Raw genomic sequence first — 21,445 nt, 5'->3', positions numbered from 1 at the left:
CGAAGGGGTGCCGGGCATTTCCCGTGACGGTTTCTCGGGTCAGGCTACGTTGTTCTCGTAGTCCAGGTCCCGCGTTTCCTTGCTCAGGAACAGTGCCACAAGCGTCAGCACGGCCATGACGCTGAGGTACACGCCAACCAGTACAGGGCTGCCCTTCGCCATTTCCCACAGCCACACCGCGATGAAGGGGGCCACGGCCGCACCCAGGATGCTGGAGACGTTGTAGCTCACCGCGGACCCCGTGTAGCGGACGTTGGTGGGGAACAGTTCTGGCAGCAGCGCCCCCATGGGTCCGAAGGTCAGTCCCATCAAGGTGAAGCCGAGGATCAGCAGGGCCATGGTGCCCACGAAGCCGCCGCTGAACAGCGGGACGAACAGCAGGCCGAAGACGAAGATTCCCGCGGTGACCGCGATGAGCATCTTGCGGCGGCCGTACTTCTCTGCCAGCGGGCCGGAAACCAGGGTGAAGATGCCGAAGAACACGACGCCGGCAATCAGCATCCAGAGGAAGTCGTTGCGCGTGAAGCCCAGGCCGGGGACGAACGCGGCGGCTGCGGCCTCAGTCATCGGCTTCCCGGCCTTTTCAGCGGCTGCCTTGGCGGCGTCCAGCGTGGCGGGGCGTGTCCCGTAGGTCAGCGTGAACGTGGTCATCAGGTAGAACAGCACGTAGGTGGCCAGCATGATGAAAGTACCCAGGATGAGCGGGCGCCAGCTTGTCTTGAAGACACGGCCGATGGGAAGCTTGGCCACTTCGTTGGATTCCAGGACCTTGGTGAAGGCCGGCGTTTCAATCAGCTTGAGGCGGACGTAGAGCCCGATGATCACCATGACGGCGCTGAGCAGGAACGGAACGCGCCAGCCCCAGGCTTCAAACGCCTGCGGGGACAGCTGGTAGCTGGCCACGAGGAAGATCACGTTGGCGATAATGAAACCGATAGGCGCACCCAGCTGCGGGAACGTGCCATAGATTGCCCGCTTGTTGGCGGGGGCGTTCTCGGTGGCCAGGAGGGCCGCGCCGCTCCATTCACCGCCGAGGGCCAGGCCCTGGGCGAAGCGCATGACCACCAGGAGTGCAGGCGCCCAGAAGCCCCAGCCCGGTACCAGCGCCGTGGGGAGGCAGCCGATCAGGAACGTTGCGATGCCCATGGTCAGCAGCGATGCCACCAGGGTGCCCTTGCGGCCGAATTTGTCCCCGAAGTGGCCGAAGACCACGGAACCGAGCGGCCGGGCGATGAACGCCACACCGAACACGGCGAAGGAGCTCAGCAGCTGGGTGGTCTCGTTCTGTCCCGGGAAGAACAGTTTGGGGAATACGAGCACAGCGGCAGTGGCGTAGACGTAGAAGTCGTAGAACTCAACGGTGGTGCCGATGAGGCTGGCGACGATCACTCGCCCGCGCGAGTTAACCTGTTTGGCTGATCCCGGCTGCGGTGAGGTGGCAGTGGATGACATGTAGTAACGCTTTCGTGAGAAACCGGGCGGGTGCCCCAAAAGACTGCCCGGCTAAGGGATACGTATCTCTCAATAATAGTTCCCGCCGTCCAGCGACTGGACAAAGGGTCCAATATGCGGACGTTTTGATTTGTCTCACTGAGCGGCGCCTCACGCCGTCACAAATGCCCCGATAGGCAAACTTCACAGCACGTTAACAAACGGCGACGGTTGACGAAACGCGCCATCCCTACCTTTGAAGAACAACAAAACCCCCGAAGGAGGTACACCGTGACTGTTGACCGCACGGCAGAGGCCGGCGCACAGCCCGGAACTACCCGCACCGTTCACGCCCCCGCCCTTGAAGTCCGCCCCGGCCGCTGGATCGCCAACTGGGATGCAGAGAACAAGGAGCAGTGGGAGTCCCAGGGCCGTTCCATCGCCCGGCGCAACCTAAACTGGTCCATCTTCGCCGAATTCCTCGGCTTTGTCGTCTGGCAGCTCTGGTCCATCGTGGTGGTCCAGCTCCCCGCCGCCGGCTTCACCTTCTCCACTTCCGAAATCTTCTGGCTGATCTCCATGCCCAGCCTGGTGGGTGCCACCCTCCGCATCCCCTACACGTTCATGGTCCCCAGGTTCGGCGGCCGCAACTGGACCATCGTCTCGGCCCTGCTGCTGCTCATCCCCTCCATTGGGCTGGCGCTGTGTGTTTCCAACCCGGGGACACCGTTCGGCGTCATGCTCCTGGTCGCTGCCCTGGCCGGCTTCGGCGGCGGCAACTTTGCGAGCTCCATGGCCAACATCACGTTCTTCTACCCGGCCCGCGAAAAGGGCTGGGCCCTGGGCCTGAACGCCGCCGGCGGCAACATGGGTGCCGCCGTCGCACAGCTGGCTGTCCCGATCGCCATCACGCTTCTGGCCGCCGGAACCGTCAACCTTCCGGTCGCAGGCCTCATGTGGGTCCCGCTCATCCTGCTCGCGGCCTTCGGTGCCTGGAAGTACATGGACAACCTCACCAGCGCCAAGGGTGACGTGGCAGGCTCGATCGCAGCGCTCAAGGAACCGCACCTGTGGATCATGGCGCTGCTGTACATCGGCACCTTCGGTTCGTTCATCGGCTTCGCCGGGGTGTTCCCCAAGCTGATCAAGGACTACTTTCCCGCTTTCTCCTCCATCGGAGTGGGCACGGTGGCATTGTCCCTCGCCTTCCTCGGCCCGCTGGTGGGTTCACTGGCCCGCCCCTACGGCGGACGCATGGCTGACCGGATGGGCGGCGCCCGCATGACCGTTGCCGCCTTCGCCTCCATGGCCGTCATCACTCTGACCATGATCTGGACCCTGCCGCTCAAGAACTTCTGGCTCTTCCTGGTGCTCTTCCTGATGCTCTTCACCGCAAGCGGCTTCGGAAACGGCGCCACCTACCGGATGATCCCCATCATCTTCGCCACCAACAGCCGGGCGGCCCGCAACGGCGCCAGCTCGGTGGCAACCCAGCGCCTGGCTTCCTCGGCCCTGGGCCTGATCTCGGCAATCGGCGCCTACGGCGGGTTCGTTATCCCGCAGGTGCTGAACGCCTCCAACCAGGCCAGCGGCTCGTACACCCCCGCTTTCTACGGCTTCGTCGCGGCGTACGTCCTGATGCTGGTGGTCTGCTGGGCCTGCTACATCCGCAACGCCAACCGAAATGCGATGGGACACGTCTAACATGACCACAAGCGCCGACACGCACTGCCCCTACTGCGCCTTGCAGTGCGCCATGACGCTGAAGTCCCCAGCGGCTCTGACCCCGGCTGTCCAGCCGGGGTCAGACCCCGTGCCGGCTCAATCTGTCCTGGAGGTATCCGGACGCGACTTCCCCACCAACCGCGGCGGCCTCTGCCGCAAGGGGTGGACGTCCGCGTCCCTGCTGAGCCACCCCGGACGCGTCACCGAGCCCATGCTGAAGGGCTCTGACGGAGTCCACCGCCCCGTGAGCTGGGATGACGCCCTGAAGCTCATCACCGCAGCCGTCAAGGACACCCGTGCCCGCTACGGCGCGGACGCTGTCGGCGTTTTCGGCGGCGGCGGCCTGACCAACGAAAAGGCCTACATGCTGGGCAAGTTCGCCCGCCTCGCCCTTGGCACATCCCGGATCGACTACAACGGCCGGTTCTGCATGTCCTCCGCGGCCGCCGCCGGCATGAGGGCGTTCGGCGTGGACCGCGGACTCCCGTTTCCGCTCGAGGGCCTGGACAGCGCCAGCGCCATCCTGATGCTCGGCTCCAACGTGGCCGAGACCATGCCGCCCTTCGTGCAGCACCTGCAGGGGGTACGCGACGCCGGCGGGCTGATCGTGGTGGACCCCCGCCGTTCCGCCACTGCCGCGTTCACCTCCGACGGCGGCGGCCTGCACCTGCAGCCCCTGCCGGGCACGGACCTCGCCCTGCTGCTGGGTCTCTCCCACGTGGTGATCCACGAAGGCCTGGCCGACACCGACTTCATCAAGGCGCGCACCAGCGGCTTCGACGCCCTGGTCCGCAGCGTCAACGCCTTCTGGCCCGAACGGGTCCAGTCCCTGACCGGCGTGCCCGCCGACCTCATCCGCGAAACGGCGCGCAGGCTGGCCCACGGCGCTGCGCAGGGTGGAAGCTACATCCTGACGGGCCGCGGCGTGGAGCAGCACGTGGACGGTACGGACACCGCTACCGCTGCCATCAACCTGAGCCTGCTGCTCGGCCTGCCGGGTTCCGCCCGCAGCGGCTACGGCACACTCACCGGCCAGGGCAACGGCCAGGGCGGCCGCGAGCACGGCCAGAAGGCCGATCAGCTCCCCGGCTACCGGAAGATCACCGATCCCGCGGCCCGCGCGCATGTGGCCAAGGTATGGGGCGTGCCGGAATCGCTGATTCCCGGCCCCGGCCTCCCCGCCGTCCAGCTCCTGAAGTCCCTCGGACAGCCCGACGGCGTCCGCTGCCTCTTCGTGCACGCCTCCAACATCGCGGTGGCCTCCCCCGATGCAAACGCAGTCATCGAGGGCCTTCGCAGCCTGGACTTCCTAGTGGTCTGCGATTTCTTCGTCTCCGAAACGGCCGCCGAAGCAGACCTCATCCTGCCGGTCCTTCAGTGGGCGGAGGAGGAAGGCACACTGACCAACCTTGAGGGGCGCGTGCTGCGCCGACGCCGTGCCCTGCAGCCGCCCGCCGGAGCCCGCAGCGAACTCTGGATCATGGCACGACTCGCCGAAGCGCTCGATGCCCCGTCCACCTACAGCGAGGATCCCGAAACGGTCTTCGAGGAACTGCGCCTGGCCTCCGCCGGCGGGCTCGCTGACTACTCGGGCATCGACTACGCGATGCTGGACCGCGGCGAGGCCGCCTACTGGCCCTACCCCGCGGGAAGCACCGGCACGCCGCGGCTGTTCCTCGACGGTTTTGCCCACGCCGACGGCAAGGCGGTCATGACGCCGGTGGCGCCCCGCCGCCGTCGTACTCCGGCAGCAAACCCCGCCCGGGACAACACAGCCCCGGACGCCAAGACCATGACGCTCATTACCGGCCGCCTGCTGGAGCATTACCAGTCCGGGTCGCAGACCCGACGCGTGTCCGAGCTGCTGGAGTCCCAGCCGGAGGCGAAGCTGCAGATCCATCCCGCAGCCGCGGCGTCCATGGGCATTACCGACGGCGCGTTCGTGTCGGTGGCCAACGAGCGCGGCGAAGTACTGTGCCGGGCGGAACTCAGCACCGCCATCCGACCCGAGACGGTCTTCCTGCCGTTCCACTTCCCGGAGCTCGAGAGCGCCAACCGCCTGACGGAGGCCGCCACCGATCCCATCTCCGGGATGCCCGAGTTCAAATTCAACAAAGTCTGGGTCCGGTTGGCCGCCAACGGACTTCAGCACAGCGTTCTTCAGACATCGGAGGCCTCATGAGTGAGCAGATAGTAATTGTTGGCTTTGGTCCGGTTGCCGCACGGCTGGTCGATGAGCTGCTGCCCGCCGTCCGCAGCGGGCTGGCCCACCTGACCGTGATCGGCGAGGAAGCGGACGCCGCCTACAACCGCGTGCTGGTGGCAGACCTCGGCGTCGGTCGCACCACTGCGGGCGCGCTGGCGCTGTCCGACGCCGCCGCGCTGGTCGCCGACGGTGTGGACGTCCGGCTCGGCGTCCGCGTCCGCCGGGTGGACCGCGCCCGCCAGCAGGTGATCCTCACGGACGGCACCACGCCCCGCTATGACCGGCTGGTGTTTGCCACCGGTTCGCGTCCGGTCATCCCCAACCTGACCGGTCTCAACCCGGACCCGGCCCACCCGGTTCTGCCCGCCGGCGTGACCGCGCTGCGCGACCTGCGCGACGCCGAGGTGCTCCGCCAGGCTGTATCCGGCGGCAAGCGCGTGGTGGTCCTGGGCGGCGGCGTCCTGGGACTCGAGACGGCCCTGGCCGCCGCCGAGGAAGGCGCCACCGTGACCGTGGTCCACAACGGACCGCACCCGCTGGGCCGGAACATCGACCGCGGCGGCGGAGCGGTGCTGGCCGCCAGCCTGCGCAACTGCGGCGTCCGGATGGCCGGCAATGCGCGCTCCACCGGGATCGAACACACCGCTTCCGACGGCGGCTTCTCCGCCCTGCTGCTGGATGACGGTTCAGCGATCGACGGCGACCTGCTGGTGCTGTCCTGCGGCGTCCGGCCGCGCGTGGAACTGGCCGAAGGCTGCGGGCTGTCCACGGCCACGGGCATCCTGGTGGACCACAAACTGCGGGCACACCATGAGCCCCACATTTTCGCGATCGGCGACTGCGCCGAAGTCCGGTGCCCGGATCCTTCCTGCAGTGAGTGCCGCACCGCGTCCGGCCCCTCCGGCCTGGTGGGTCCGGGCTGGCGGCAGGCGGAGTGGCTCGCCGAGTACTTGACGCTCCTCGCCGAGGGATCCGCTGCGGGATCCGGCGAGGCCTCTGTTGAACGCGGAAGCGACGCCGCATCGGCGGAGGTTGCCAACGCCCTGCCGGAACTCCCGATGGAAAAGCCGGGCGTCATCGTCCTCAAGGCCCGGGGCCTGAACTTGGCCGTGGCCGGCGACAATGCCGCCGATCCGTGGGACGACGAGGTCTTGACGGCCGGTGCCGTGAACGGCCGCCCGCGTCTGCAGATCGCGCAGTGGGCGGATCCGGAACACGGCCGCTACGTCAAGATGACCACTCGCGGCGGAGTCCTGGAGGGCCTCGTGGCCGTGGGCATGCCACGCACCGCGGCGGAGCTGGTGTCCCTGTTCGAGCGCGGCGACGAGCTCCCCGCCGACAGGTCGCTCCTGCTGCGCCTTGACGGACCGGACCAGCTGGCCGCCCCGGGCAACAGCGACCCCGCCCGCACCGTCTGCCGGTGCGCAGGGGTCAGCGGCACCAAGATCCAGGACGCTGTTGTTGACGGCTGCTCCACCGTGGCAGAGGTTTCCGGCGCCACCCGCGCCGGCACCGGCTGCGGCGGCTGCCACTCCGACATCAAGGACATCATCGAAAAACACTTCCAGGCGGCACCAGCCGCCTGACGTGATGTGACGCGGGGGACGCCGCCTGGACCCCTGCCGCTCCGGTGTCCCCTCCTGCTAGCCTGAACCATCATCGATGGGGGGGTACCGTGAATCAGGCGGCAGGGCGGCTTCTGGCCGCTGCATTAACACTACTGGCTTCGGGTTGCGCCGCACCCGCCCCAGGATCAGTTGAGTCCGGCACCGAGCCAGTCGTCCAGCAGGATACGGCTACCGTTTCTACGTCGTCGGAAACATCCGGCCCCCGTCCCGAGTCCCCGGCCGATTTTCCTTCCGCAGGGCAGCCGGTGCCGGACTTCTGCGCGGCCGGAGCGGCGTACTTGGCACGCTTTACAGGGCTGCCGCGCTTTGGACCCGAGGGTGAACGCACGGCGTCCCCGGACTCGACCGGCTGTGCCTATTCTGAGTCCGGTGACGAAACAAAACCCTATGCCGTACTAACTTTCACTGACTTATCTGTTGCGAGTGAGACGCAGGCGTTGTTGGCGGCCAGCTGCAGGTACAGCGAGTTGAACCCCGGAGTGACAATGGTCGAGACCGTTGCACGCGAACGTGGATGGTCGGCGTGGACCGCCACGAAGGAAAATGGCATCCACGAAGCCCAGGTCTGCACCGGTAGCCATATCTTCAACGCTTCACTCGGCAACATTCCTCGCACCGTGCCGGAGGACGCCCTCGAAACCATTCTTGCTGTCATCCGCTAGAGGCGCAGGATGCCCAGTCTTCTAAGGACCTTGGCCCCTTGCCCGGCCCGTGGGACAGGGGTGTCATGGAAGCTACGGTCCGTGCTTCCGACGGAGGGTTTGCCATGTTCAGCGTCACGATCTTCCTGGCCGCTGCCGCGCTCATCGTTGCTGCCACAGTGATGGGCATCGTCTCCCTGCGGCAGCCGGACCGGTCAGTCCGGGCCCGTGCCCTGGTGTGGACGGCAGCCGCCATCATGGCAGCCTTTACGGTACTCGCCGGACTGTTCGTCAGCGGCTATGCCCTGGCTGATCCCGGCGGCCCCGAGGGCATCATGCTGGTCCTGTCGTGGGCCGTTGCCTTGGCCGTCCTGGCCGTGCTTGCCTGGCTTCGTCCCACGTGGGCCACGCCGGTGTTGGCCCTGCTGACCGCGTTGCTGGTGGTGGCGGGGATATGGTTCGCCCTGGATTCCGTCTCGTGGCGCGAGTTCGAGAACGCCAACGGCCCGGTCCGCGCCGTGGCCGTGCTGGTCCTTGCGTTCCCGGCGGCCGTCCTGGGCCTGAAACGAACGGCTGCGGCGGGCTGGCTGTTGCTGGCCCTCGGCCTGGGCCCGATTGCCTTCTCAGCCCTGGGGAACCTCGCCGGAGTGGTGTCCCTCTCCGCGGTTAGCGTGATCCCGTTGATCACCGGGCTGCTGTATCTGGTGGCAGCCCGGATGACCCGCGCCGCGGTGTCCCCGGAACACATCCGGGCCGCGGCTGCCTGACGTTACATATGAACGTGCAGGCGCCGTGCCGCTTCCGAGATGGAACCGCTGAGTGACGGGTACACCGTGAAGGTGCTGGCGACGTCGTCGACGTGCAGTTTCTGCGTGACCGCGATGGAGATCGCGAAGATCAGCTCGGACGCGTTCGGGCCCACCACCACACCGCCGATCACAGTGCCGGAGCCCTTGCGGGCGAAGATCTTGACGAAGCCGTCCCGGTGGTTGCGCATCTTGGCCCGGGCGTTGCTGCGCAGCGACAGCTTCACCACGTCGCCCTGGTACTTGCCGGAGTCGATCTCCGCCTCGGACACGCCGACGTTGGCGATCTCGGGCGAGGTGAAGATATTCGAGGCCACCTGGTGCAGCTTCAGCGGGGTAACGCTGTCGCCCATGAAGTGGGCCACGGCGATGCGGCCCTGCATGGCAGCGACGGAGGCCAGCGCAAGGACGCCGGTGCAGTCGCCGGCGGCGTAGATGTTCGGAGCCGTGGTGCGCGAGACGCCGTCCACCTTGATGTGGCCGCTCTCAGTGATTGCCACGCCGGCTTCCTCAAGGCCGATGCCGGCCGTGTTGGGGATGGACCCCACGCAGACCAGGCAGTGGCTGCCGGTGACCTTGGAGCCGTCGCCCAGGGTGACCACCACGCCGTCGTCCGTCCGTTCCACCGTTTCGGCGCGGGAGCGGGAGAGCACCTTCACGCCGCGGCGTTCAAAGACGCCTTCCAGGACCTCGGCGGCGTCGGCGTCAGAGCCCGGCAGCACACGGTCGCGGCTGGAAATCAGGGTGACCTTGGAGCCCAGGCCGTTGTAGGCGGAGGCAAATTCCGCGCCGGTCACACCGGAACCCACCACGATGAGTTCTTCGGGGAGCTCGTCCATGTTGTAGATTTGCGCCCAGTTCAGGATCCGGTCGCCGTCGGGCCGCGCGGTGGGAAGTTCACGCGGGTGGGCGCCCACCGCAAGCAGGATGGTGTCAGCTTCCACCGTTTCCGTGCCGTCCACGGTGAGGACCTCGATGGTGTGGCTGTCCAGCAGCTTGCCGGAGCCGATCAGGATCCGCACGCCCTGGTGTTCCAGGCCGGCACGGATGTCCTCGGACTGCTTCCGCGCCAGGCCGAGCAGGCGGTCGTTGATGTGCTTCAGGTCCGCGCGCATCACGGGGGCGAAATCGCCGCCGTCGACGTCGAACTTCACGCCCAGCTCCCCCGCCTCGCCGACGCGGGTCATCAGGTCCGCCGTCGCGATCAGGGTTTTGGACGGTACGACGTCGGTGAGCACCGCCGAGCCGCCCAGGCCCGCCCGCTCAATGATGGTGACTTGCGCCCCCAGTGAGGCGGCCACCATGGCGGCTTCATAGCCGCCGGGCCCTCCGCCGAGTATTGCGATGCGGGGTGAGCTGAAATCCGGATGCGTAGTCACAAAGATCCATTCTCTACCCATCGGCCGCCGCACACCAATAAAAGGGACCTGCGCCACTGCTGGGCACGGCACCGCGGGCACGATAACTTGTACCAGTGAGTAATACAGAATTCCTGAACACGGACCCTTTTGACGCCGCGCGCGCCGCCGCCGACTACATCGCCGAGGAGACCGGCGTGGACAGCCATGACGTCGCCCTGGTGCTCGGTTCGGGCTGGGGCGACGCCGCGGACCTGATCGGCGAGACCACCGCGACGCTATCCGCGGACGAGGTCCCCGGTTTCTCCGCACCGGCCGTGGAGGGCCACGTAGGCACCATCCGTTCCGTCCTGACCAGGGAAGGCAAGCGGGCAATGGTGCTGGGCGCCCGGACGCACTACTACGAAGGTAAGGGCGTCCGCGCCGTAGTGCACGGTGTCCGGACCGCTGCGGCGGCCGGCTGCAAGGTTCTGGTGGTCACCAACGGCTGCGGCGGCCTCAACGAGGACTGGGCTCCCGGCACTCCGGTGCTCATCAAAGATCACATAAACCTCACCGCCACGTCCCCGCTGGAAGGTGCAACGTTCGTTGACCTGACAGATCTCTACTCGGCACGGATCCGCCGACTGGCCCGCGAAGTTGATCCGTCCCTCGACGAAGGTGTGTACGCGCAGTTCACCGGCCCGCACTACGAAACGCCGGCTGAAGTGCAGTACGCCAAGCGGATCGGGGCTGACCTGGTGGGCATGTCCACAGCACTTGAAGCCATCGCCGCCCGCCATGCCGGCATGGAGGTTTTCGGCATCTCGCTGGTGACCAACCTTGCCGCCGGCATCAGCCCGGTGCCGTTGAGCCATGAGGAAGTGCTGGAAGCCGGGCAGGCCGCCGCTCCGCGCATCTCCAAGCTGCTCGCGGAAATCATCGCCAAGCTCTGAGGCGGCACTGCATGGCGGCGCCCGCCGGGCACTGGTTCCTGAAGAACTAGCTCTTGGCGGGCATCAGCCGGCGGAGGACGTCCTTTCGGGAGCCGGGAAACTTCCGCTCGACTGATGCGGCAATACCCGCAATGGTCTGCCGGGAGAGCGTCTGCCGCCAAGCCAGTTCGGCCTGCCGCATGGTCTGGGACACCAGGCAACTGCGGAGATAGTCTTCACCGGGATCCGCCCCGGGCGCGTTCGCGAGAATGGATTCGCACCGAAATGCGGGGTCCGGACCCTCAATGGCCAGGACAACGTCCAGCACGGTGATCGTTTCCGCGCCCCGCGCCAGCTGGAAGCCGCCGCGGGGTCCGGAGACGGAATACAGGATGCCCGCACGGACCAGCGCCTGCAGCTGCTTGTTCAGGTAAGCGGCGGGCAACTGATACAACTCGGCCAACCGGGCACTGTTCACAGCCTCCCCCGAGGGAGCCCAGGACATGTTGATGCAGCAGTGCAGCGCCCACTCAACTCCCTGCCCCATCTTCATTTTTCAGACATTACGTGTCCGGAAAATTTACTGTCAAGGTTCCCCCTGCGCTTGTCGGACAGCCAATCGCGGACGTTAGGCGATAGCTTTGTTCCTATGACGTCTTCCGATGCCGACCTTCCGCAGCTGCTGAGCGACGCCCGGGACTGGGCCGCCCAGGACCCGGATCCAGCCACTGCCGCCGCTTTGACAGAACTCGTCCAGCGCTCCGGGGACGGTGTTCCGTCCGCCCGCCAGGAACTCGAGGACAGCTTCAGCGGCACGCTGCAGTTCGGCACCGCAGGCCTCCGCGCCGCGCTGGGTCCCGGGCCGAACCGGATGAACCGTGTGGTTGTCCGGCGCGCGGCGGCCGGGTTCGCGGCGTTCCTGACCGGTGCCGTCGAGGCGGCTTCGCCGGGCACCCGGCCACGCGCCGTCGTCGGCTACGACGCCCGCTACAACTCCGACATTTTCGCCGAGGAGACCGCTGCGGTCTTCACGGCCGCGGGTATCGACACCTTCCTGATGCCGCAGGCACTCCCGACGCCGCTGCTTGCCTACGCCGTCCGGGCCCTGGACTGCGACGGCGGAGTAATGGTGACTGCCAGCCACAACCCCCCGCAGGACAACGGTTACAAGGTGTACCTCGGCAGGCACGCCGTGGAGGAAAGCGGACGCGGGGCGCAGATCGTGGCGCCCTACGACGCCCGGATAGCCGCGGAAATCGACCGCGTGAGCACGCTGGATTCCATCACGCTGGCCCCTGCGGGCTGGACCGTCCTGGAGCCCTCAATCGCTGCCGGCTACGAGGCGGCGGTGGCCGCCCTGGCGCTGCCCGCGCAGTTCCCGGCCCGTGACCTGAAGATCGTCCTGACCCCCATGCACGGGGTAGGCGGCGACACTGCCGTCGCCGTGCTGAAGGCGGCAGGATTCGACGACGTCACCGTGGTGTCCGAACAGGCGCGGCCCGACCCGGACTTCCCCACGGTCAACTTCCCCAATCCGGAGGAGCCCGGCGCCCTGGATCTTGCGCTGGAAACGGCGGCCCGCGTGGACGCGGACATCGTGCTGGCCAACGACCCCGACGCTGACCGTGCCGCCGTTGCCGCCAAGGATCCGGACACCGGCGCCTGGCGCATGCTGCGCGGTGACGAAGTGGGCGCATTGCTGGGGGCACACATTGTGGCCCGGCTCGCTGCCGGCGGCGAAGGCCCGGCACACGGTGTCTTCGCGAATTCGATCGTGTCCTCGCGCCTGCTGGCACGGATCGCCACGGCGGCCGGGTACGCCCACGCGGAAACCCTGACCGGGTTCAAGTGGATTTCCCGCGTCCCGGGCCTGCTCTACGGCTACGAGGAAGCGCTGGGATACTGCGTGGCCCCGGACCTGGTCCGGGACAAGGACGGGATTTCCGCTGCCGTGCTCATCGCGGAACTCGCGGCGACTGCCAAGGCGGACGGTAAAAGCATTTTCGATACCCTCGACGAGCTGTACCTGGTGCACGGGCTGCACGCCAGCGACCAGCTCAGCATCCGGGTGGCGGACCTGGGCCTGCTGGACGCCATGATGAACCGGCTCCGGGTGGGGCCGCCGGAATCCTTCGGCGGGTCCGCCGTCGAAACGTTCAAGGACCTGGCCGAAGGCAGCGATGCTTTGCCCCCGACGGACGGCCTGCTGTACCTCACGAAAGACCTCAGCCGGGTGATCATCCGTCCCAGCGGCACGGAACCGAAGCTCAAATGCTATCTCGAGGTCATCCGGAGCGTGGGCTCGGCCGCCGAGCTTCCCGAGGCACGGCAGGCGGCACGGGCAGCGCTCGACGGCGTCCTGGTAGATGTGCGGGAGGCCCTGGGGCTTTAGCTACAGCTCAACTTCGACGAAGCCATCCACCACACGGGTGCGGAACGTGGGGAGGCGGAGCCCGGCGGTGCCGAAGCACTCACCGGTTTCGAGGTCGTAGACCTCTTTGTGCAGCGGGGACGCAATGGTCTGGCGTGTCCCGCGGGAGCCCACAATGCCGCGGGCCATCACGTGGGCGCCCGTGGCGGGGTCTTCTTGTGCCACCGCGAAAACTTCGGCGGGCGCGGTGCGGAACAATGCCACCTGGCGGCCGGCAATCAGTGCGGCCTCGCCCCAGGCCAGCTCCAGCTCCTCCACGGCACAGACGCGGTTCCAGCCCGTCGCAAATCCGGTGCTCTGGTCTTCAAGTTCAAGTATTGCGGTCATTTCCGGCCCCTCTCGCATAGCCTGCCGCCCGGCGCTCTGTGGAACGGCTGCCGGGCCCGGACCGCCGACGCGGCCACATCTCAAAGCTAGGGCTGCGGTGTTTCGGCGGCGTGCAGTCAATGTGTCCGGCACGTAAAAGGCGACTCACCTGTCCGGAAATCCGTTCGTGATGCAGAAGTTAAGTTCACGAAACATAAGGGAAACTGAAGCGAAACTGCGCGTACCTAGTCTGGAACGACAAGCTGCAGAGCACCGTCTGCGGCCCATGCGAAAGGCCCACAGTGACCGGACAGACTTCAAGCACCCAGACACCACGCCGCATCGTGGTCGCCGGCGGCGGCCCCGCGGCCCACCGCTTTGCGGACGCAATGCACGCCCGTGGCCTTGAAGGCTGGCAGGTTACCGTGCTCACCGAGGAAGCCCACCTTCCCTATGACCGCGTAGCCCTCAGCAAGGCGCTCACGGACAGCGACGTGGACCTCACCCTTGGCAGCGCCTCCATGTGGGACCACGACGCCCTGGCCCTGAAAACCGGCGAACGCGTCATCAGGATCAACCACGCTGCCAAGTCCGTGGAGACGGCAGCGGGCAACACCTATGAATTCGACGAGCTCGTGGTGGCCACCGGCTCAGACGCCGCCCGCCTGCCGATCCCCGGCGCCGAGCACGTGCACGTCTACCGCACACTCGAAGACGTGTGGGCGATCAACAAGGCAATCGCCGATCTCACCGCAAAGCTCGGCCGCAAGATCACCGCCGTCACCATCGGCGGCGGGCTCCTGGGCCTCGAATCGGCCGCAGGCACCGAACAACTCGGCGCGACTCCCGTAGTGATCAACGGCGCCCCCTGGCTCATGAACACCCAGCTGGATGAAGGCGCCGGCCAGGCGCTCGGCCGCCTGATCGAAGCCAAGGGCTTCACCGTCCACGGCGGCGTGTTCCCCTCCGAGGTGCTCTCCGAAGACGGCCAGGTCACCGGCGTGCTGATGGCGGACGGCCGCATCATCCCCGCCGACCTCGTCATTGTTGCCATCGGCGTGAAGCCGCGCGACGAACTCTTCCGCGCCGCCGAAGGAGAGGAACAGCTGTTCGATCTCGGCCCGCGCGGCGGCGTCGTGATCACCGATGGCTGTGAAACCCAGATCCCCGGGATCTGGGCGATCGGCGAAGTGGCGAACTTCGGCGGCATGTGCCTCGGCCTCGTGGCGCCCGCCAACACCATGGCTGAAATTGTGGCCGACCGCCTGCACGGCGGCGACGCCACCTTCCCGGGATTCGACACCGCCACCAAGCTCAAGCTCTCCGGCGTGGATGTTGCCAGCTTCGGCGATGCCTTTGCCCGCACCGAACACTCACTGGAGATCGTCTACGCGGACCCGGCCCGCGGCGTCTACCAGAAGATTGTCACCACCGACGATGCCAAGACCCTCCTGGGCGGCATCTTCGTGGGCGACGCCACCCCGTACACAAGCCTCCGCCCCATGCTGGGCCGCGAACTCGCCGCCGAGCCCGGCGCCTACCTCACCGCTGCAGGCGGCGGGGACGCTCCGGAGACCGAACTGCCGGACGACGCCATTCTCTGTTCCTGCAACAATGTGTCGGCGGGAACCATCCGCGACGCCGTCAACGGCTGCGGCGCCTGCGACGGCAACGCTCCCGTGCAGGAACTCGGCGAGCTGAAGGGCTGCACCCGGGCCGGAACCAGCTGCGGTTCCTGCGTGCCGATGCTCAAGAAGCTGCTCGAGACCGAGCTGACCAAGTCCGGCGTCGAGGTCTCCAAGGCGTTGTGCGAGCACATCGAGCTCTCCCGCCAGGAACTGTTCGAGACCATCCGGGTCCTGGAACTGACCTCCTTCGAAGAGATCATGGCCAAGTACGGCACCGGCACCGGCTGCGACATCTGCAAGCCGACCATCGCCAACATCCTGGCCAGCCAGAACAGCGCCTACGTCCTGGACGCCGGCCGCGGCACCCTGCAGGACACCAACGACCGCGCCCTCGCCAACATGCAGAAGGACGGCACCTACTCGGTGGTCCCGCGCATCGCCGGCGGCGAGATCACCCCGAAGAAACTCGGCGTGATCGCAGCCGTGGCGGAGAAGTACAACCTCTACACCAAGATCACCGGCGGACAGCGGATCGACATGTTCGGTGCCCGGCTGGAGCAGCTCCCCGAGATCTGGAAGGAACTGGTGGACGCCGGTTTCGAATCCGGCCAGGCCTATGGCAAGAGCCTGCGGACCGTGAAGTCCTGCGTCGGTTCCACCTGGTGCCGCTTCGGCGTCCAGGACTCGGTGGCCATGGCCATCCAGCTGGAACTGCGCTACCGCGGCCTCCGCAGCCCGCACAAGCTCAAGATGGGTGTCTCCGGCTGTGCCCGGGAATGCGCCGAAGCCCGCGGCAAGGACGTCGGCGTGATCGCCACGGCCGACGGCTGGAACCTGTACGTCGGCGGCAACGGCGGTGCCACCCCCGCCCACGCCCAGCTGCTGGCCAAGGACCTCGATGACGAGACCCTGATCAAGTACATCGACCGCTACTTCATGTACTACATCCGCACCGCCGACCGCCTGCAGCGCACCGCCCGCTGGCAGGAAGAGCTCGACGGCGGCATCAAGCACGTTGAGGACGTGGTGGTCAAGGACACCCTGGGCATCGCCGAGGAACTCGAAGCCGCCATGGCCAAGCACGTCGACACCTATGTCGACGAATGGGCCGACACGCTGAAGGATCCCGAGCGCCTGCGCCGGTTCCGTTCCTTCGTCAACGCCCCCGACCAGAAAGACGACTCCATCACGTTCGTCTCCGACGAGCGCGGCCAGATGCGCCCGGCCACCGCTGAGGAAAAAGGCAAGGTCCTCATCGGGGCCACCATCCCGATGCGTCCCTCCACCCCGGAACTCGACAAGAACGAGGTATAGGCATGCAGCTCAGCATTGATCTCACCGGCCGCGAAGTCCTGGTCACCGGATCCGACCACGCCGCACGGCAAGCGGTCCGCCGCTACCAGGCCGCCGGTGCAGTCGTCTCGAGGCTCAGCACCCCGCAGGGCGCAAGCCACGACGGGCCGCTGCCCGAGCGCCCGTTCCTCGTGGCCGCCGTCGACGACGGCCAGCACGGCTGGGACGCGCTGCTGGAGCGGTGCCGCCTCACCGGCATCCCGGTGTCGGTTGAACCGGCTGCCGGAGCGGTGGGCCACGTCACCCTGGTGGGCGGCGGCCCCGGCGTCGGCGAATTGCTGACCGTTGCCGCCGTCAAGGCGCTGCGCGATGCCGACGTCGTGTTCTACGACCGTCTGGCCCCCTACCAGGAACTGCCGTCCCTGACCACGGCCGAGCTGGTGGATGTAGGCAAGCAGCCCGGCCACCACAAAGTCAGCCAGGGCGATATCGAGAAGCTCATGGTGCAGAGCGCCCTGGCCGGCAACAACGTGGTCCGCCTCAAGGGCGGGGACCCGTACGTGTTCGGCCGCGGCGGCGAGGAAGTTGCCGCCTGCGTGGCTGCCGGCGTGCCGGTCAAGGTCGTTTCCGGAGTCACCAGCGCCATCTCCGTCCCCGCGGCGGCAGGGATCCCGGTTACCCACCGCGAAGTCAGCCACATGTTCACTGTGGTGTCCGGCCACGCCCCGCTGACCGAGAAGGAGCTCACCCACCTCGCCGGGCTGGGCGGGACCATCGTGGTCCTCATGGGCATCGGAACCCTGCACCAGCTGGCCGCCGGCCTGCGCCGGGCGGGCATGCCGGCAGACATGCCGATGGCCGTCGTCGAACGCGGCTACCGCCCCGGACAGCGCACCACCATCGCCCAGCTGGGTACGATTGTCACCGCGGCCGCCGACTGTACCAACCCGGCAGTGCTGGTCATCGGCGAGGTGGTGCGGGTGGCTGAAGCCAACCGCGGGCACGCCGAGGCGGCGGCTGACCTCGACCGCCTCGCAGCGTCACTGATTGAATCGTGAAAGAAAACCCATGAGCGCCATGAACTCAATTGCCCCCGCTTCCGCCGCAGGCCCGCAGGACTCCCCCGCGGCCGACGCCCCCGATTCGCCCCTGGAGGGGTTCCGGATCGGTGTGACGTCGCACCGGCGCTCCCAGGACCTGATCGAGGCCCTGGAGCGGCGCGGGGCGGAGGTACTGCACGCACCCGCGCTCAAGATCGCACCGGTGCAGGAGGACATGCGGCTCGTCGAGGACACCAAGGCCGTCATTGCCGCCAAGCCCGATCTGTGCATCGCCACCACTGCCTACGGCATGCGCCGCTGGTGCGAGGCGGCTGACGCGTCCGGCATCGGCGACGAACTGCTGGAGACCCTCGCGGCCTGCCGCATGTTCGTCCGCGGTCCTAAGGCACGCGGCGCCGTCCGCGCCGCCGGACTCGCCGACGTCGGAATCAGCAGCGACGAAACCACGGCCACCCTGGTGGACATGCTGCTGAAGGAAGGCGTCCGCGGCAAGACCGTGGCGGTGCAGCTGCACGGCTACACGGACGTCCGCCAGCTGGAGCGGCTCAAGATGTCCGGCGCCACCGTCCTGACCGTCACCCCCTACCGCTGGGTCAAACCCGACGGCGAGGACAAACTGCCGCGGCTGATCGAGGCAGCCTGCAGCGGCAACCTGGACGTCCTGACGTTCACCAGCGCGCCCGCCGTCGACGCCATGTGGAGCACCGCCCACGAGATGGGCCTCTACAAGCAGCTCGTCGACGCCCTGAAGACCACCGTCACCACCGCCGTCGTCGGTCCCATCACGGCGCAGCCGCTGATCGACGCCGGGCTGTCACCGCTCATACCGGAACGCTTCCGGATGGGCGCCCTGATCCGGCTGGTCTGCGAACACCTTGCCTTGAACCACGTCCGCCGCCTGGACACCCGGTCCGGCAACGTGGAGCTCCGCGGACGGTCACTTCGGATCGACGGGGAACCGGTCGAAATGGCACCGGCACCCCTCCTGTTGCTGCGGGCCCTGCTGGGCGCCGAAGGCGCCGTCCTGTCCCGGGAAGCGCTCTCCGAACTGCTCGAACTGCGCGGCTCCGTGCATGCGCTGGACATGACTGTCAGCCGGCTTCGGTCCTCGCTGCCGGACGGCCGGATGGTGGAAACCGTGGTCAAGCGCGGATACCGGATTCGGGTCTAGCGGTTCCTCGCCGACGCCGGCCGCCCCGCAGTCCGTGGACAGACCCGGGCCGCAGTGGGAACATGTCGCTATGGTTTGCGTCTGACCGCTCCGAGGCCGCCTCCGTACCTCTCTGGTGCGCGGCCGCAGGGGTGTTCGGCGAGTCAGCTCTTCCAGGGGGAATTGCGTGGAACCGGTGGTGCAAGGCGACGATGATCCCGCGGAGTCGGTGGACGCCGTGGTGGTGGGCTCCGGCTTCGGCGGATCGGTAGCGTCCTACCGGTTGGCGGCCGGCGGCCAGTCCGTGGTCCTGATGGAACGGGGCAGGGCCTACCCGCCGGGAAGCTTCGCCAGGACACCGTCCGAGATGGGCCGGAATTTCTGGGATCCGGACAAGGGCCTGTACGGTCTCTTTGATGCCTGGACCTTCAGGGGCCTGGAAGGAATTGTCTCCAGCGGCCTGGGCGGCGGATCCTTGATCTACGCGAACGTGCTGCTGCGCAAGGACAAGAACTGGTTTGTCCAGGAATCCCCCGTTCCCGGCGGAGGCTACGAAAGCTGGCCGTTCAGCAGGCAGGACCTCGAGCCCTATTACGATGCCGCCGAAGCCATGCTCCGCCCCGTGCCCTACCCTTACCGGGACACCCCCAAGACCCTGGCCATGGAAGCCGCCGCGCGCGCACTCGGACTCAGCATCACGCGACCGCCCATCGCCGTCACCTTTGCGGCTTCCCCTGGTGCGGCTCCCGCAAGGAACCAGGTGCTGCCGCCCGCCCCGTATGGAAGCGTCCATGGCGAGGGGACGGTCCGCACCACCTGCACCCTCTCCGGCGAATGCGACATCGGGTGCAACACCGGCGCCAAGAACACCCTGGACCACAACTACCTGTCCGCGGCCAAGGCTGCCGGCGCGGACATCCGGACCCACCACGACGTCCGCGGCATCCGTCCCCTTCCGGGAGGCGGCTATGAAGTCCGATACGTCGTCCACGATCCCGCCGACACCGCGCCCGGGCTCCTGCGCGAACAGCTAATCCACTGCCGCCGGCTCATCCTCGCCGCCGGAACGTTTGGCACCACGTTCCTGCTGCTGCGCAACCGCGCCTCGCTTCCCGCGCTGAGCCCCGCACTGGGCACCAGGTTCAGCGGGAACGGGGACCTGCTGGGCTTCGTCCTGGACGCCAAGGACCCCGACGGCGTCACGCGCACGCTGTCGGGCAGCGTGGGGCCGGTCATCACCACGGCTATCCGCACGCCCGACTCCACCGACGGCGGCGACGGCCGCGGGTACTACATCGAAGACGCAGGCTACCCGTCGTTCATGAACTGGCTCCTGGAAACCGGACAGTTCCGCCAGGTGGCGAAGCGCGCGGGCAAAGTGATGGTGCAGCTCCTCAAGGACCGGCTCTTCCAGGCCCAGCGCTCCAACATCTCCGCCGATCTTGCCGCGGCCCTGGGAGACGGCCGGCTGTCAGCGTCCTCCGTGCCCCTGCTCGGCATGGGCCGGGACATACCGGACGGCGTGATGACCCTCCAGGGCGGCCGGCTGGCCATCAACTGGACCCTCGCCACCTCGGCCGCGTACTTCGGCCGGATGCAGGCCACGATGCAGGCGATCGCCACGGAACTGGGCGGGAGCTTCAAGCAGAATCCGCTCTGGTGGAGCAAACGGGTCATCACCGTGCATCCGCTGGGCGGCGCCCCGGCAGGACGGAACAGCAGCGAAGGCGTGTGCGATTCCTACGGTGAGGTCTTTGGCTACCCCGGGCTGCACGTGGTGGACGGAGCCGTGATGCCCGGTCCGGTGGGAGCCAACCCCGCCCTGACCATCGCCGCATTTGCCGAACGGGCCTGCGACCGGATCCTGAACGGAACGGGAGCGGACCGGCAGCGCGGCGGCCTGGACACTCCCGGGTTCCCGCCCGGCAATACCGGCGGCGTGACTTTCGACGACGGGATTACCGGCTACCAGCCGGGGCCGCTTCGCGCCTTGGTGCCCGACGCCACGAAAGGTGCCAAGGCCCCGGCCGAAGAAGGCACGTTCGTCCCGCGGGCCGCCAGCCGCTCGCTGGGCCTGCCATCCGCAGTATCCCCGGAGGTGGGCATCTCCCCCGAAATGATGCTCCCCGAAAGCGAGGCACTGCAGGAAGCTGAGATCGAGGAGGAAACCGAACTGGCCGAAACAGGGCCGTCCTCCGTCAGCTTCACCGAACAGATGCACGGGTGGTTCAGCGCCGGCGTCACGGACCCTGAGGAGGGACGCAGCCTGGGCCGTGACCGCAGCCGCCGGATGATGTTCGAACTCACCATCACGGCCGCTGACATTGACGAGTTCGTGCGTGATCCGCTCCATCCGGCAACTGCTGAGGGCTACGTCCTGGCCGACCAGTTCGGCGGCCGCCTGCCAGTGGAACGGGGCTGGTTCAATCTCTTCGTCAAGGACGGCCCTGAACCTGCCGGCCGGAAGATGCTCTACCGGCTCTGGCTGCGCGATCCGGGCGGCACTCCGCTGACTTTCGTGGGCCACAAGGACGTCCGCAACGATGCAGGCTTCGACGTCTGGGGTGACACCACCACACTGTACGTCACCGTCCTGCGCGGGCATGTTCCGTCCCCGGACCCGAAGCTGCCGGTCTCAACCGCTCCGCAGGCGGCCGCCCCGCACGGCCCCGCCGTGGTGGCGGGCGCAGGGATGCTGTTCATCCGGCCGTGGGACTTCGCCCGGCAACTGACAACGTTCCGCGTCGCGGGACCGAACCCTGCGAGCGCCCTGGCAGCATTCGGCAAGGTCTTTCTTGGCGAGCTCTGGCAGGTGTACGGCCGCCGGATACACGGCCGGTCCGCCGGCCGGCAGTGAAGGGCGACGG

The 21,445-nt window shown here is 67.5% G+C and carries 15 protein-coding genes; 11 read left to right on the top strand and 4 right to left on the bottom strand.

Translation table 11 applies throughout. The features are described from left to right. Nucleotides 1-39 precede the first annotated feature (39 nt). Complete coding sequence (locus ARTH_RS06440) at nucleotides 40-1,452, bottom strand: MFS transporter (RefSeq protein ID WP_011691130.1); 1,413 nt, start codon at nucleotides 1,450-1,452, stop codon at nucleotides 40-42. A 270-nt stretch (nucleotides 1,453-1,722) separates the two neighbouring features. Between ARTH_RS06440 and ARTH_RS06435 the strand changes: the two genes are divergently transcribed. From ARTH_RS06435 to ARTH_RS06420, 5 genes are all read left to right on the top strand, one after another. Further along, complete coding sequence (locus ARTH_RS06435) at nucleotides 1,723-3,135, top strand: MFS transporter (RefSeq protein WP_011691129.1); 1,413 nt, start codon at nucleotides 1,723-1,725, stop codon at nucleotides 3,133-3,135. A gap of 1 nt (nucleotide 3,136) precedes the next feature. Continuing rightward, on the top strand, nucleotides 3,137-5,338 hold the full coding sequence (locus ARTH_RS06430; RefSeq protein WP_011691128.1) for a molybdopterin oxidoreductase family protein: 2,202 nt from the start codon (nucleotides 3,137-3,139) through the stop codon (nucleotides 5,336-5,338). Continuing rightward, nucleotides 5,335-6,948 (top strand): FAD-dependent oxidoreductase, encoded by a 1,614-nt coding sequence (locus tag ARTH_RS06425; protein WP_011691127.1) that lies wholly within the window; start codon nucleotides 5,335-5,337, stop codon nucleotides 6,946-6,948. The genes ARTH_RS06430 and ARTH_RS06425 overlap by 4 nt, the downstream gene beginning before the upstream one ends. Before the next feature lie 527 nt (nucleotides 6,949-7,475). Beyond that, nucleotides 7,476-7,652 (top strand): hypothetical protein, encoded by a 177-nt coding sequence (locus tag ARTH_RS23785; protein ID WP_156810632.1) that lies wholly within the window; start codon nucleotides 7,476-7,478, stop codon nucleotides 7,650-7,652. Nucleotides 7,653-7,756: 104 nt separating this feature from the next. Continuing rightward, entirely contained in the window at nucleotides 7,757-8,398 is a 642-nt protein-coding gene (locus ARTH_RS06420) for a hypothetical protein (RefSeq protein WP_043429553.1), read from the top strand. 2 nt (nucleotides 8,399-8,400) lie between these two features. Here the strand turns inward: ARTH_RS06420 and ARTH_RS06415 are convergent, their stop codons facing one another. Then, nucleotides 8,401-9,816, bottom strand: a complete 1,416-nt coding sequence (locus ARTH_RS06415; RefSeq protein WP_043429549.1) for an NAD(P)H-quinone dehydrogenase — start codon at nucleotides 9,814-9,816, stop codon at nucleotides 8,401-8,403. Between the two features lie 95 nt (nucleotides 9,817-9,911). On the opposite strand from ARTH_RS06415, the gene ARTH_RS06410 reads away from it, so the two are divergent. Then, on the top strand, nucleotides 9,912-10,730 hold the full coding sequence (locus ARTH_RS06410; RefSeq protein WP_011691123.1) for a purine-nucleoside phosphorylase: 819 nt from the start codon (nucleotides 9,912-9,914) through the stop codon (nucleotides 10,728-10,730). Between the two features lie 46 nt (nucleotides 10,731-10,776). Here ARTH_RS06410 and ARTH_RS06405 read toward each other — a convergent pair whose 3' ends face one another. Further along, nucleotides 10,777-11,262: an RrF2 family transcriptional regulator gene (locus ARTH_RS06405; protein WP_043429546.1), complete on the bottom strand. Its 486-nt coding sequence runs from the start codon at nucleotides 11,260-11,262 to the stop codon at nucleotides 10,777-10,779. A gap of 96 nt (nucleotides 11,263-11,358) precedes the next feature. On the opposite strand from ARTH_RS06405, the gene ARTH_RS06400 reads away from it, so the two are divergent. Further along, complete coding sequence (locus tag ARTH_RS06400) at nucleotides 11,359-13,101, top strand: phospho-sugar mutase (protein WP_043429545.1); 1,743 nt, start codon at nucleotides 11,359-11,361, stop codon at nucleotides 13,099-13,101. Here the strand turns inward: ARTH_RS06400 and nirD are convergent, their stop codons facing one another. Then, nucleotides 13,102-13,467, bottom strand: coding sequence for a nitrite reductase small subunit NirD (gene nirD / locus ARTH_RS06395; protein ID WP_011691120.1), 366 nt, complete (start codon nucleotides 13,465-13,467; stop codon nucleotides 13,102-13,104). A gap of 281 nt (nucleotides 13,468-13,748) precedes the next feature. On the opposite strand from nirD, the gene nirB reads away from it, so the two are divergent. From nirB to ARTH_RS23075, 4 genes are all read left to right on the top strand, one after another. Continuing rightward, nucleotides 13,749-16,388: a nitrite reductase large subunit NirB gene (nirB, locus tag ARTH_RS06390; RefSeq protein ID WP_011691119.1), complete on the top strand. Its 2,640-nt coding sequence runs from the start codon at nucleotides 13,749-13,751 to the stop codon at nucleotides 16,386-16,388. Between the two features lie 2 nt (nucleotides 16,389-16,390). Then, nucleotides 16,391-17,425: a uroporphyrinogen-III C-methyltransferase gene (gene cobA / locus ARTH_RS06385; RefSeq protein WP_011691118.1), complete on the top strand. Its 1,035-nt coding sequence runs from the start codon at nucleotides 16,391-16,393 to the stop codon at nucleotides 17,423-17,425. Nucleotides 17,426-17,444: 19 nt separating this feature from the next. Continuing rightward, nucleotides 17,445-18,599 carry a uroporphyrinogen-III synthase gene (locus tag ARTH_RS06380; RefSeq protein WP_043430491.1) on the top strand — a complete coding sequence of 385 codons (1,155 nt, stop codon included), beginning with the start codon at nucleotides 17,445-17,447 and terminating at the stop codon, nucleotides 18,597-18,599. A 178-nt stretch (nucleotides 18,600-18,777) separates the two neighbouring features. Beyond that, complete coding sequence (locus ARTH_RS23075; protein ID WP_232223600.1) at nucleotides 18,778-21,435, top strand: GMC oxidoreductase; 2,658 nt, start codon at nucleotides 18,778-18,780, stop codon at nucleotides 21,433-21,435. The last annotated feature ends 10 nt before the right edge of the window (nucleotides 21,436-21,445 follow it).

The sequence above is a fragment of the Arthrobacter sp. FB24 genome (assembly GCF_000196235.1).
Taxonomy (GTDB): Bacteria; Actinomycetota; Actinomycetes; order Actinomycetales; family Micrococcaceae; genus Arthrobacter.
The sequence above is the reverse complement of the archived record's forward strand: the minus strand, read 5'-3'. Positions and strand labels throughout refer to the sequence as shown.